We start from the raw sequence: 11,907 nt of genomic DNA on the forward strand, positions 1-11,907 counted from the left end.
TTCACTTCTCCGGTTTCCTGCCGCCCGTCTTAATCTCGCGGTAGCGCGCCGCGCCGCCTTCCTTGATGGTCTGCTGGCTGCGCTCCAGCGCCATCGCGTCGTCGGGGACATCCTTCGTGATCACCGAGCCGGAGCCGATATAGGCGCCGTTGCCGATTGTCACGGGGGCGACCAGCGAGGAGTTGGTGCCGACGAAGGCGCCCTTCCCGATCATCGTCTTGTGCTTCTTGAAGCCGTCGTAGTTGCAAGTGATGGTGCCGGCGCCGATGTTGGAATTGGCGCCGATGGTGGCATCACCGATGTAGGAGAGATGGTTGACCTTGACGCCGGCCTCCAGCGTCGCGGCCTTGGTCTCCACGAAATTGCCGATCCGCGCGCCGTCGCCGAGCGAGGTGCCGGGTCTGAGCCGCGCATAGGGACCGATCGAGACGTTCTTGCCGAGCGTCGTCTGCACGATATGCGAGAAGGAATGGATCACGGTGCCGTCGGCGATCGACACGCCGGGGCCGATCACCACGAACGGCTCGATGGTCACGTCCTTGCCGAACACGGTGTCGGCGGAGAGATAAACGGTCTCCGGCGCGATCAGCGTGACGCCGGCTTCCATGGCCGCCTTGCGCAAGCGCGCCTGCATCACGCCTTCCGCCTCGGCGAGCTGCGCCTTGGTGTTGATGCCGCGCACCTCGTCCTCGCTGGTCTCGATCACCACGGACTCCCATCCCTGCTTGCGGACGATTTCGACGGCATCAGTCAGATAATACTCGCCCTTGGAATTTGCATTGCCGATTTGCGAGAGGATGTCTAGCGCGCGGCGGCCGTCGATCGCCATCACGCCGGCATTGCACAGATCGATCCTGCGCTCTTGTTCGCTGGCATCGGCCTGCTCGCGGATCGCGACCAAGCGGTCGCCCTCGACGATGAAGCGGCCATAGCCGGTCGGATCGGCGGCGCGAAAGCCGAGCGCGGCAATCGCGGCGCCCTTGGCGAGCGGCTCGCGCAGCCGCGCGAAGGTATCGGCCGAGATCAGCGGCGTATCGCCAAAGGCGATGAGGAGATCATCGGCGCCGCCAGCGATCGCCTCGCGCGCCGCGAGCACCGCATGTGCGGTGCCGAGACGTTCGCCTTGCACGAAGGTGAGCGCGTCGGGGCGGATCCGCTTCGCCTCCTCCGCCACTGCGTGGTGATCGGGACCGATCACCACGGCGAGCGCGGTGCCGGTTCCCTTCGGTGCGGCGGCAAGCACATGGGCGAGCAGGCTCTGATGCGCGACGGGATGCAGCACCTTCGGCAGGCTCGATCGCATGCGCGTGCCTTCGCCCGCGGCGAGCACGATCGTGAGGCTGGAACGGGCGGTCATCGCAATCCTGACTGCTAGAGCCGAATCAATGTGCGGCGGACGGCAGGCCGCCGTGATGCTATCGCCTTGCTACCCCCGCAAACGCCCGGAATTCAAGTGCGGTGCGCTTTTCCTGTTAATGTTCCCTGATTGATTCGGGGAAGCCGGACGGGGCTGGGCATTTAACGTAGATGGCAAAGGATTCCGACCCACTCGCGGATGCCTTCGGCACCAAGGAGACCGGCGGGCTGTTCTCCGGACTGTTGGCCGAGGAAAATGCGTTCGACCGTCGCATGATGTGGCGGCTGGGCTCGTGGAGCGTCGCGGCCGTGGGTGCCGTCGTCATTGCCGTGATGGCCAACCAGGCTCAGCTCGGCTGGCGGCGCGACCAGATGGCCGCCGCCGATCTCGCGCGCCAGGCGGACCGGCTCCAGATGCAGACCAAGGAGAGCCAGAACGAGGCCCGCCGCCTCGCCGCCGCGATCGAGACGCTGAACAGCGATCGCGACCGGCTCTATTCGCGCGTCACCGTGCTGGAGCAAGGCCTCGATTCCGTCACCGGTGCCATCGCAAGGCAAGCCGCAGCGCCGGCGCAGGGCGCGAAGCCGCAGGACGCCGCACCCATGACCGCAGCTCCCAGCGTCGCGCCGGTCGCCTCGACACCAGCCGCAGCCAGCGAGAAGCCGCGCACCGAAGCCGCGAAGGATTCCCAGAAGGACACTCCGAAGGATACGCTGAAGGAGTCCTCGAGCCAGCCGCCGCAGACCGCGGCCGCCGCTTCACTCGTGCAGCAGACGCCGGCAATGAATTCGGCCCTGCCGACCATTCCGCTGGTTCCGTCCAGGTCGATCATGGCGCCGCCGGATTCAGCCGCATCGAAACTGATTCAACCCGACGCAGCCGAGAAGAAGGCCGAACCGGCGCCCGCCCCGAGCGAAGTCGTCGCAGCGGCAACGAAGCCAGCGGAAGCAGCCGAGAATGAATCCCCCGCCATCGCGGTTCAGCAGACGCGCTTCGCGATCGATCTCGGCGGCGCCAACTCGATCGACGGCTTACGCGCGCTCTGGCGCGGCCTGACCAAATCCAATCCGGAGATCGCGGCGCTGCGGCCGATCATCATGGTCAAGGAAGGCACCACCGGCCTCGGCATGCAGCTCCGTTTGGGCGCCGGCCCCCTGGTCAACGCCGCCGCCGCCGCGAAATTCTGCGCGACCCTCGCCGAGAACGATCGTCACTGCGAGACCACCGTCTTCGACGGTCAGCGCCTGTCGATGCGCGGAGGCCAGGAAAAGGGGCAAGAGAAGGGGCAGGAAAAGGGGCAAGAGAAGACTCAGGACAGGGTTCAGGAGAAGAGCTCGGAGAAGAACCAGGACGCAGCCCCGCAAGCGGAAACGGCGCCGAACGCCAAACCCGAGAAGCAGCGCCGCCGCAGCTATTCCTCGAAACGCTCGAAGCGCGATGAGCCCGCGCCCGCTCCTGCTCCGCAGCCTGCGCCGGCGAAACCGGAGGCAGCATCACCATCGGCGGGATCGACGCTGTCGTCGTTCTTCAGACGTTAGGCGGACTCTGCGTCCACCTGAACGCAAGGTGAATGACAGCATCTCGCCGCGTGTGCAGATGGCGCCAATTTTCAGCTCATCACGGAAACCAGCCACCGATTGCCAAGTTATCCCGGTCCTGAACCGGAGCGGCCGACATGCAAGATCGCTCGTGCCCGCCTCCATGACCATGGGAGACACGCGTGAAGACATTCATCATCGCAACGGCCGCCGTTCTCGCGGCATCCTCTGCGCTTGCGCAAACGACGAAATCGCCGGGCGCTTCGAGCAATGCGCCGGGTCAGCAGATGCAGAACACGACGAAGCCTTCGACGGGTCCCGGCGCCTCCGAATACGCGCCCGGTCAGCAGACCAACACCAACGCTGGACCGGGCCACTCCGAAAGCGCACCTGGACAGAAGATGCAGAACACGACCGGCTCGAGCACCGGCAGGAAGTGATGCCATAGGGCCATCCGTCAACTCTGGCAGACGGCGCCGACCAAGCCGGTCGGCGCCGTCACGCTGTCAGTGGCGGCCGCACCGCACACGCGCGATGCTCGCTCGAACTTGCGCGAGCATGCGACGAACGGCCGCTTGGACCCGAGCCGCACTTTCGCAGCAAGTTCGCAGTCATCGCCGGCGCAATGCAGCGTCATCCCGTTGCCGAACCCGCGGGCTTTCAATGAACGAACTGGATGATGTTCTGAGGCTTCTCGTCGCGGCCGGAACCGGGCTGCTGATCGGCATCGATCGCGACATGAACGACAAGCCGGTGGGAATGCGAACCCTGGCGCTGGTCGCGCTCGGCTCTGCGCTCGTCTCGATCTCGGTGATCGAGTTCCAGAACCTGCGCGACCACCCGGATGCGATCTCCAGGGTCATTCAGGGTGTCGTTGCAGGCGTGTTGACCGGCGTCGGCTTCATCGGCGCAGGCGTCATCCTGCACGATGCCAAGGCGAAGACGGTTCACGGCCTCACCACGGCCGCAACCGTCTGGATTGCGGCCGGCCTCGGCATCGCCTGCGCGTTGGGAGCCTGGCTGCTTGTCGGAGCAGCCATCACGGTGACGCTGCTCGTGCTGTTCGTGCTGGGCTGGGTCGAGCGGCGGTTGGGTTTGAAATGACTCTCGCGCCGGATTCGACAATGCCGACTCGTGCGGACGAGCTGATCGTTGCGCCGACGCTCAGCCAACGTCCCAAATGATACGAACGAGGTCGGTGTAAAACGGCACCATTCGCGCCGGACTTGATTCGGAGCGGAGATGACGGAAGCAAAGTTTCTGCGCGAGCAACTCGCCTTGATCCGCGAACTGGCCGACAAGGCGGATCCCTACGTCCGGAAGCGACTGCTCGCATTGGCCGAGAAGTACGAGCGCCGGCTCGCCGACCAGAGTCAGAAGACGCAACGTCAGCTCTGAAAACGTCAACTCTTAGGATGTCTCATGCGCGCACCTACTCCATGCGCGCCTTCTCCTTCAGATCCCGAATGCGCATCTCCGCTTCGTCCTTTGAGCGGACGATTTCCGACCAATCCTCCACCCGCGCCTCCTTGCTGAGCCTCTTGAGCTCGCTCAGCTGCTCCTGCGTTGGCTTGTCCATGCTCACTCACTCCTCGACGGCGACATTCGTTGGGTGTCACGATGTTCAGAACCAGCCGGATCCCCGCCTGTTCCTGGAAGAGATGTTCGGGCGAGCCGGATCAACAGAAACATCGCCTGCCCTGTTGCCTGCCCGCGCCATCCCGACCATATTGGCCCCCATGACAAAAAAGCCTTTTCGCCTCACGCCCTACCAGGTGCAGTTCCTGATCGTCGTCGGCTTCGTCTCGGTCGGCTACGCACTCTATCTGCGCTATCTCGCGATCGAGCTGTCGCAGGTCGCGCTCGCCTGCGACGCCGGCCTGCAGACTGCGATCTGCAAGGCGCGTTCGGTCGGGACCGTGCTGTTCAAGAATTCGGTGTTCGGCATCGTCGCACTGGTGGTGGCGACGCTGAACCTGATGCGACCGTCGATCGTGCTGCTCACCGTCGGCATCGTTGCCGCCGGTCTCGGCATCGTGCTCTACAATGTCGTGCTGTCGGGCCTGGCGATCGGCCTGTTCATTCTTGGGTTTGCTCGGCCCGCGCCCGCCACAGCGTGAGCCCGAACAACAGATAGATCGCGCAGGTCCACAGCGACTGCCAATTGTCGCGGCCTTCGCTGACCAGCACATAGGCGGCCGACAGCGTGAGCACGCCCGCGAACACCGCTTCTGCGATCGGACGCTGGCCGATCTGCGGCCGGTTCAGCATCAGCAGCGCGAACGGCACCACCGCCATCGTCAGCGAGGCGTAGGGAAAATCCTTGTAGCGCGGATCGAACACGAAGCCGAGCGCGGTCTGCGCCGCGATCACGGCCGTCACCGCCAGCGTCAGGCCGAGAACGGCGGTGAGCTTCGACCATTTGCGGCCCTCGCGCGGGCCGAGCAGGTCGAGGAAGGTCGGAAGGCTGCGGCCGATCACCATCGCCTGCGCACAGAAGATCGGCGACAGGACGCCGGCGAGCAGCAGCGCACCCCACAGCAGCCAGCCGCCGATGCCGTAGCTCTCGTAATACATCTTGTCGACGCCGATCCCGAGCAGGATCCCCGCCGTCGTCGCCGAGATGCCGACGCCGAGCCAGGCCGAGAAGCGCGGCGTCCACGGCCGCCGCCGCAGCGTGATCAGCGCGACGGCGAACACCAGCACGCTGAGGCCCATGCCGGCGCCCATGTACCACTTCCAATACGGGAAATTGCTGATCGGCTGGCCGGGCGGATATTTCAGGGTCCGGCGCACCGAGTCATACAATCCCCAATAGCCGCCGACGGTGCCTTCCAGCTTGCGCTTCCACGGCTGGTCGTAGGACTCGATCAGATTGACGCGGAACTTCTGTGACTTCGCAAGGCTCAGGATTTCCGAGACGACGCGCGCCTGGTTGGTACGCGACGGCAGCGCGCCGTCACGCATGCGGCCCTCGCTCGGCCAGCCGGTTTCGCCGATCAGGATCTCCTTGCCCGGGAACGCCACCGCCATGCGCTCGCGGATCGACTCGACATGGGCGGAGGCGAACTTTGCCTTTATGGGGAAATCTTCCCAATAAGGCAGGATGTGGATCGTGACGAAGTCGACGGCGTCGTAGACCTCGCGGTTCTTCAGCCAGTACTCCCAGACGTCGGCATAGGTGACGGGCACGCTGACCTGCGCCTTCACCGAGCGGATGATCGAGACGAGGTCCGCAGTCGTCATCTCCCCGCGCAGCAGCACCTCGTTGCCGACGATGACCGCGGAGATGATCTCGGGGAATTCCTTGGTGAGGCGAACCGCGAGCGCGGCCTGCTCGAGATTCTTGCTGCGGTTGCTGGAGAGCCAGATGCCCTGGAGCACTTTCAGCCCGCCGACCCTGGCGGCAACCGCCGGCACCTGGTCCAGCCCGTTCTCCATCGAATAGGTGCGGACGCAGTCGGTGATTTCCTTGAGCTGGCGCAGGTCCTGCTCGATCTGCTCGGCCTCGATATGGGTCCATGGCTCCAGCGGCGTCTGCTCGCCGCGGAACGGCGCATAGGACACGCATTGGACCTTCTCGGCGGGATCGATCGGTGCACGCGCGAGCGTGATCGGCGTCGCCAGCCACCACCACACGGCAGCAATCGCACCCAGTGAAACGAGCAGAAGCGCCAGTGGCGTACGAAGAGAAATCGGTTCCGTCCTCCGCGAAGGGTCCGTCGATTACCTGCTTGCACGCCGTCTGCCAAGGGGTAACCGGCGACCGACCCGCTCCTCCCCTGCGGAATTTGGTTGCGGCCGTTCGGCCGCGGGCTAGCATCGTGACTTTGCTGGACAAAATTCGAAATACAGGTCATGGGATTCGACGGGAATTTTCCGCCGCATTGGAGACCCATTTGGACGCCATCAGCTAGCGCGTCCGCGAGGTCTCGGCGCGGACGGTCAGCGGATATATTGGGGAATTCATGCGGCAACGGGTGTTCGAGTTACGAAATACGGTCCTGCGGCAGTTCGCCGCCACCTTGACCGTCTCCGCCCTTCTCGTTCTCGCCGGTCTTGGTGGCGCCTCCGCCCAAAGCGGCACACCGGCCCCCGACCAGGGCAAGGCTGCCGCCCAGCCCGCCGACGCCGCCAAGGATGCGGCCCAGAACCAGCGCCGCACCGACGAGTTCGCGGAAGCGGCCCAGGTCATCAACGGCCCGGCAGGCAACCCGGAATGCGTCTGGCTCGGCCGGCGCGTGGTGCGGCTGATGTGGCGGGATGACCTCGATACCGCGTTCCGCCATCTCGACCTCTACGACCGCTTCGGCTGTCCCGGCGGCCACATCCAGGCCGCGTTCCGCTGCCTGACCCGGTTCGGCGGGCAGATCGATCCGAAGGTGGCCGAGACCTTGGACAGCCGCGTGCACGCGTGCTGGATCAACCCGGCCGCCCAGCCGCAGCAGGCTGCGGCCGCAGCGCCCCAGCCGGCAGCACCGGCAGCAGGCAATCCGCCGGCACAGCAGCCCGCCGCGAGCCCCTCGCCCGCGGCAAGCCCCTCCCCTGCGCCCCAGAAATAGCCGCGTTCGTTTCAGCTGCCGTTCAGGAACGATCGGCCATAGAGACGGTTGGCACTGCTGCGCGTCCTTCGACAAAGCCATGCCCTCATGAGGACATGAGGCCATGACAGTTGTGAAACCGCGCGGCCGAGATATGCTCCCGTTGCCGCGGACTCGGTCGGATCTCGGGGTCGGATCCGCTTCCCTGCCACCTCAGCCCCTTTTGGTTAGCCGCGATGCGCGTAGTCGCCGCCGTTCTGTTGCTCGTGTCCGCGCTCCACGCCGGCATCTGGGGAGTCTTGCGCGAAAAGGAACCCGCGCCTGATTTCAAGGGCCTCTTGCCCAGCGTGTCCTACGCGCCGTTCGAAGGCTCGGCCCACCCCGACATCGACAACATCCCCACGGTCGAGAAAATCCGCTCCGACCTGAAGACGCTGTCGACCATGACGCGCGCGATCCGTCTCTATTCGTCCACGGGCGGCGTGGAACTGGTGCCGCCGATCGCGGCCGAGTTCGGCCTCAAGGTCACCGTCGGCGCCTGGATCGACAAGGACAAGGACCGCAACGAGCGCGAGATCAAGGCCGCGATCGAGCTTGCCCGCAAGAACAGCAACGTCGTCGGCGTCGTCGTCGGCAACGAGGTGATCTACCGCGGCGAGCAGAAGGTCGAAGACCTCATCGACATGATCAAGAAGGTGAAGGGCTCGGTCCGCGTGCCCGTGACCACCGGCGAGATCTGGAACATCTGGCGCGACAATCCCGACCTCGCCTCCAACGTCGATTTCATCGCGGCCCACGTGTTGCCCTATTGGGAAAACTTCCGCTCGGACCAGGCGGTCGACCAGGCCGTCGACCGCTACAACCTGCTGCGCAACCTGTTCCCCGGCAAGCGCATCGTGATCGCCGAGTTCGGCTGGCCGAGCCAGGGCTACAATCTGCGCAACGCCGATCCGGGCCCGTTCCAGCAGGCGCTGATCCTGCGCAATTTCGTCACCCGTGCCGAGGCCATCGGCATGGAATACAACATCGTCGAAGCGATCGATCAGCCCTGGAAGTTCTTTGAAGGCGGCGTCGGTCCGTACTGGGGCATCCTCAACGCCAGCCGCGAGCCGAAATTCGCCTGGACCGGCCCGGTGGAGAATCCCGATTACTGGAAGCTGATGGGCATCGCGCTGCTGGTCGGGGTCCTGCTGTCTCTGCCGATCCTGCGGATTGAAAAGGCGACTGCGAAACAGGCGTTCCTGCTGTCGGCGACCGCCAACGGCGTCGGCGCCTGGGCCGCGACCGTCTTCGCGTTCTGGAACAGTCATTATTTCATCTTCGGCTCGGCCTTCGCGCTGACGCTCGGCATGATCCTGCTCGTTCCGCTCGTCCTCATTGCGATGGCGCGCATCGACGAGATCGCTGCGGTCGCCTTCGGCCGGCCGCCGCAGCGGCTGCTCAAAAAGGACAAGCCGGTCGAGAACGTGCCGGAGAATTACTACCCGAAGGTCTCGATCCATATCCCCGCGTATTTCGAGCCGGTCGAGATGCTCAAGCAGACGCTGGATGCGCTGTCGCGGCTGAACTATCCGAACTACGAATGCGTCGTCATCATCAACAACACGCCGGATCCCGCCTTCTGGCAGCCGATCCAGGACCACTGCCGCGCCCTCGGCGAACGCTTCAAGTTCATCAACGCCGAGAAGGTGCAGGGCTTCAAGGCCGGCGCGTTGCGCATCGCGATGGACCGAACCGCCGCCGATGCCGAGATCATCGGCATCCTCGACGCTGACTACGTCGTCGAGCCCGACTGGCTGAAGGACCTCGTGCCGGCCTTTGCCGACCCGCGCGTCGGCCTCGTGCAGGCGCCGCAGGAGCATCGCGACGGCGATCTGTCGATCATGCACTACATCATGAACGGCGAATATGCCGGCTTCTTCGACATCGGCATGGTCCAGCGCAACGAGGCCAGCGCCATCATCGTGCACGGCACGATGTGCCTGATCCGCCGCGCCGCGATGGACATGGCCGGCGGCTGGTCGAGCGACACGATCTGCGAGGACAGCGATCTCGGACTTGCGATCCAGGAGCTCGGCTGGGTCACCCACTACACCAATCACCGCTACGGTCAGGGCCTGCTTCCCGACACCTACGAGGCCTTCAAGAAGCAGCGGCACCGCTGGGCCTATGGCGGCCTCCAGATCGTCAAGAAGCACTGGCGCCAGTTCCTGCCCGGCAAGAGCCGGCTCACGCCCGACCAGAAGCGCGAATATGGCTTGGGCTGGCTGAACTGGCTGGGTGCCGAAAGCCTCGGCGTGGTCGTGGCGCTGCTCAACCTCGTCTGGGTGCCGATCGTCGCCTTCGCCGACATCGCCATTCCCGACAAGATCCTGACGCTGCCGATCATCGGCGCCTTCATCGTCTCGCTGGCGCACTTCCTGTCGATGTACCGCGCCCGCGTCGCGATCAAGCCCGGCCAGATGCTGGGCGCGATGATCGCGGCGATGAGCGTGCAGTGGACGGTCTCGCGCGCGGTCGCGCAGGGCCTCATCACCGAGCACATCGCGTTCGCGCGCACCTCCAAGGGCGGCCTCAGCAGGATGTCGATCGAGTTCCAGGCCTTCTGGGAGGCCGTCATCGGCTCCCTGCTCTTGATCGGCGCCGGCGTGCTGATCGCCACCAACAGCTTCCGCGAGATCACCGAGATCTACATCTTCGCCGGCGTGCTGGTGCTGCAAAGCCTGCCGTTCCTGGCCGCGGTCGCCATCGCCATCCTCGAGCTCAGCCGCATCAACTCGTTCCAGTTCTGGCGCGACAGCGCGATCCGCACCGCCGAGTTGATCGGCCTGCGCCCGGTCGCGCTGCCCCCCGTCGGCGCGCCGCAAACCGTGTCGACAGAGGTGCGGCGGGAGACGAACTGACGCTGACGCCGCCCGCGGCCCATCCTCCGAGACGCCGGCCCGCGGTGGGCCACCCAGGCAGGTGCGGCGAGATTTGGGACCTCTTGGTTGGGAGACGCCGCAGCGGGCGTCTCCGGACGATGCTCCGCACCGCCGAGGAAACACGCAGGCCGAGCTCTCGCGGTGCTCCACCGCAGTTCGCGTGAACGACGGCCCGCCAATCAGGTTGAAAATCCTGACCTAAGCCGCAGAAGCAACGAGAAAATCCCCGCTCCTGCCGCGAACTTCAGCAGCCACCCGCACTATTGACCTGCGCGTCCCATCACCCTACACAGCGCGAGCCGAGAGCATGATCCGGAAACAACCGGTTTTCCCCGCAACGCAAATGAGGCGTGGCGGCAAGACATGCTTCTCGAATGTCCGAACACGGTGGCGATCTCTTCAAGCCATCCGCGGCCATGGGAGCGCGTAGCTCAGCCGGTAGAGCACGTGACTTTTAATCACGGGGTCCTGGGTTCGAGCCCCAGCGCGCTCACCAAAGCCAAACCAAATACTTAATGGCCTTTGTCACGCCCCCGATTTGACGACGCACTGGCGCGCTTCTTGCGATTCAGAGCTTCCAAGCATGGAGGCGTCCACCGATGGCACAACGAGTTCCTGTTCCCAGACGCGCAAGACCCAGTTTGAAGCATATCGCGCGCAAGCTAGTCCGATTGGTGGACGCGATCGATGAGCTCGAAGAGCTGAAGGAACAGGTCGAGGCCGCCGAGGCTTCCCGCGTCCTCCATTAAGGCGCCGGAGCCGTGTCGCCCTGGTTACCGGAGCCGTCGTCAAGGGCCGCCTCGGGAATCCAACGTCACCCGATGATCCCGACTTGGATGCGACACACAGCGGCTCTCCCGAAACAGCTCGCAACGCCGCGGCCCATGGCGAAGACTCGTGAGCGAGCCATTGCCTGGCTTCGGCTCAAACCTGATTGGGGGGACTCTTGTCTTCTCGTCTAAGCATCACGAGCCGCCGCTCCAACTCTTCCTTCTTGGCGTTCAGCCTGACCGCCAGAATATCATTGACGATCGCGTGGAGTTGCCACAGCTCATCGAGAGACATGTTCTGAAACCGCTCCCGTTCCATGCTTCCCCCCGCGACTCGCGTGCGGGCCATAGCTTGGAGCGTCCGGACGAGACCGGCAACGATTCGTCGACTGAATGCGGAAGGTTATCTACATTTTTGGCGTCGGCTTGGTTCTTCGGGAAGCTGACCGATCCGATCGCGACCGGAAGCGGCGCAACTCGGCTTGCGCCAACCGATTTCGCAGGACGCTCAGTTCGGCAATTTGACTTTCGAGAAAGGCGATACGTTGGTGCAAGGCAATGGCGGCATCGGCAGTCTGATCAGAGATACTCATCACGACCTCAAATAGCACGACTGAAAATCGGACTATTACCATGGATACCACGATTATAACGTGAACTAGATGACACAATTGCAACCCAAATCGGCCTGAGAAATCGGCGCTGCTTCGAGGGAACAGGCACCGGCCGGTGCTTGAATCGGCTCGACTCGCCGGCGAATTTGCAGAATGGCCCTCG

General features: G+C 64.5%; 11 protein-coding genes and 1 tRNA gene. 8 read left to right on the forward strand and 4 right to left on the reverse strand.

Annotation, left to right across the window (positions count from 1 at the left end; genetic code table 11):
- Position 1: 1 nt before the first annotated feature.
- Complete coding sequence (glmU, locus tag ACYCVF_RS28215) at positions 2 to 1,357, reverse strand: bifunctional UDP-N-acetylglucosamine diphosphorylase/glucosamine-1-phosphate N-acetyltransferase GlmU (protein WP_459595599.1); 1,356 nt, start codon at positions 1,355 to 1,357, stop codon at positions 2 to 4.
- Between the two features lie 170 nt (positions 1,358 to 1,527).
- Here glmU and ACYCVF_RS28220 point away from each other — a divergent pair, with 170 nt between their 5' ends.
- The 4 genes from ACYCVF_RS28220 (at position 1,528) to ACYCVF_RS28235 (ending at position 4,293) form a co-directional block, all read left to right on the forward strand.
- Positions 1,528 to 2,895 carry a hypothetical protein gene (locus tag ACYCVF_RS28220; RefSeq protein ID WP_459595598.1) on the forward strand — a complete coding sequence of 456 codons (1,368 nt, stop codon included), beginning with the start codon at positions 1,528 to 1,530 and terminating at the stop codon, positions 2,893 to 2,895.
- A 182-nt stretch (positions 2,896 to 3,077) separates the two neighbouring features.
- On the forward strand, positions 3,078 to 3,335 hold the full coding sequence (locus ACYCVF_RS28225) for a hypothetical protein (protein WP_459595597.1): 258 nt from the start codon (positions 3,078 to 3,080) through the stop codon (positions 3,333 to 3,335).
- A 223-nt stretch (positions 3,336 to 3,558) separates the two neighbouring features.
- Positions 3,559 to 3,999 (forward strand): MgtC/SapB family protein, encoded by a 441-nt coding sequence (locus tag ACYCVF_RS28230; RefSeq protein WP_459595596.1) that lies wholly within the window; start codon positions 3,559 to 3,561, stop codon positions 3,997 to 3,999.
- Positions 4,000 to 4,137: 138 nt separating this feature from the next.
- Positions 4,138 to 4,293 (forward strand): hypothetical protein, encoded by a 156-nt coding sequence (locus ACYCVF_RS28235; protein WP_459595595.1) that lies wholly within the window; start codon positions 4,138 to 4,140, stop codon positions 4,291 to 4,293.
- A gap of 34 nt (positions 4,294 to 4,327) precedes the next feature.
- On the opposite strand, the gene ACYCVF_RS28240 is transcribed toward ACYCVF_RS28235, so the two are convergent.
- Complete coding sequence (locus ACYCVF_RS28240) at positions 4,328 to 4,474, reverse strand: hypothetical protein (RefSeq protein ID WP_459595594.1); 147 nt, start codon at positions 4,472 to 4,474, stop codon at positions 4,328 to 4,330.
- 160 nt (positions 4,475 to 4,634) lie between these two features.
- On the opposite strand from ACYCVF_RS28240, the gene ACYCVF_RS28245 reads away from it, so the two are divergent.
- Complete coding sequence (locus tag ACYCVF_RS28245; protein WP_459595593.1) at positions 4,635 to 5,015, forward strand: hypothetical protein; 381 nt, start codon at positions 4,635 to 4,637, stop codon at positions 5,013 to 5,015.
- On the opposite strand, the gene ACYCVF_RS28250 is transcribed toward ACYCVF_RS28245, so the two are convergent.
- Positions 4,975 to 6,534, reverse strand: a complete 1,560-nt coding sequence (locus ACYCVF_RS28250; RefSeq protein ID WP_459595592.1) for a glycoside hydrolase family 17 protein — start codon at positions 6,532 to 6,534, stop codon at positions 4,975 to 4,977. The two genes, ACYCVF_RS28245 and ACYCVF_RS28250, sit on opposite strands and share 41 nt — an antisense overlap.
- A 329-nt stretch (positions 6,535 to 6,863) precedes the next feature.
- Between ACYCVF_RS28250 and ACYCVF_RS28255 the strand changes: the two genes are divergently transcribed.
- The 3 genes from ACYCVF_RS28255 (at position 6,864) to ACYCVF_RS28265 (ending at position 10,856) form a co-directional block, all read left to right on the forward strand.
- Entirely contained in the window at positions 6,864 to 7,457 is a 594-nt protein-coding gene (locus ACYCVF_RS28255; protein ID WP_459595591.1) for a beta-1-3, beta-1-6-glucan biosynthesis protein, read from the forward strand.
- Between the two features lie 215 nt (positions 7,458 to 7,672).
- Positions 7,673 to 10,339, forward strand: coding sequence for a glycosyltransferase (locus tag ACYCVF_RS28260; RefSeq protein ID WP_459595590.1), 2,667 nt, complete (start codon positions 7,673 to 7,675; stop codon positions 10,337 to 10,339).
- A gap of 441 nt (positions 10,340 to 10,780) precedes the next feature.
- Positions 10,781 to 10,856: transfer RNA gene (locus ACYCVF_RS28265), tRNA-Lys, on the forward strand.
- Positions 10,857 to 11,284: 428 nt separating this feature from the next.
- Here ACYCVF_RS28265 and ACYCVF_RS28270 read toward each other — a convergent pair.
- Positions 11,285 to 11,425: a hypothetical protein gene (locus tag ACYCVF_RS28270; RefSeq protein WP_459595589.1), complete on the reverse strand. Its 141-nt coding sequence runs from the start codon at positions 11,423 to 11,425 to the stop codon at positions 11,285 to 11,287.
- Positions 11,426 to 11,907: the final 482 nt, after the last annotated feature.

The sequence above is a fragment of the Bradyrhizobium cedriense genome, assembly GCF_054602315.1.

Coding starts and splice junctions, on each gene's coding strand:
- glmU (WP_459595599.1), bottom strand. CDS start 1,357: ATGACCGCCCGTTCCAGCCTCACGATCGTGCTCGCCGCGGGCGAAGGC.
- ACYCVF_RS28220 (WP_459595598.1), top strand. CDS start 1,528: ATGGCAAAGGATTCCGACCCACTCGCGGATGCCTTCGGCACCAAGGAG.
- ACYCVF_RS28230 (WP_459595596.1), top strand. CDS start 3,559: ATGAACGAACTGGATGATGTTCTGAGGCTTCTCGTCGCGGCCGGAACC.
- ACYCVF_RS28235 (WP_459595595.1), top strand. CDS start 4,138: ATGACGGAAGCAAAGTTTCTGCGCGAGCAACTCGCCTTGATCCGCGAA.
- ACYCVF_RS28240 (WP_459595594.1), bottom strand. CDS start 4,474: ATGGACAAGCCAACGCAGGAGCAGCTGAGCGAGCTCAAGAGGCTCAGC.
- ACYCVF_RS28245 (WP_459595593.1), top strand. CDS start 4,635: ATGACAAAAAAGCCTTTTCGCCTCACGCCCTACCAGGTGCAGTTCCTG.
- ACYCVF_RS28255 (WP_459595591.1), top strand. CDS start 6,864: ATGCGGCAACGGGTGTTCGAGTTACGAAATACGGTCCTGCGGCAGTTC.
- ACYCVF_RS28260 (WP_459595590.1), top strand. CDS start 7,673: ATGCGCGTAGTCGCCGCCGTTCTGTTGCTCGTGTCCGCGCTCCACGCC.
- ACYCVF_RS28270 (WP_459595589.1), bottom strand. CDS start 11,425: ATGTCTCTCGATGAGCTGTGGCAACTCCACGCGATCGTCAATGATATT.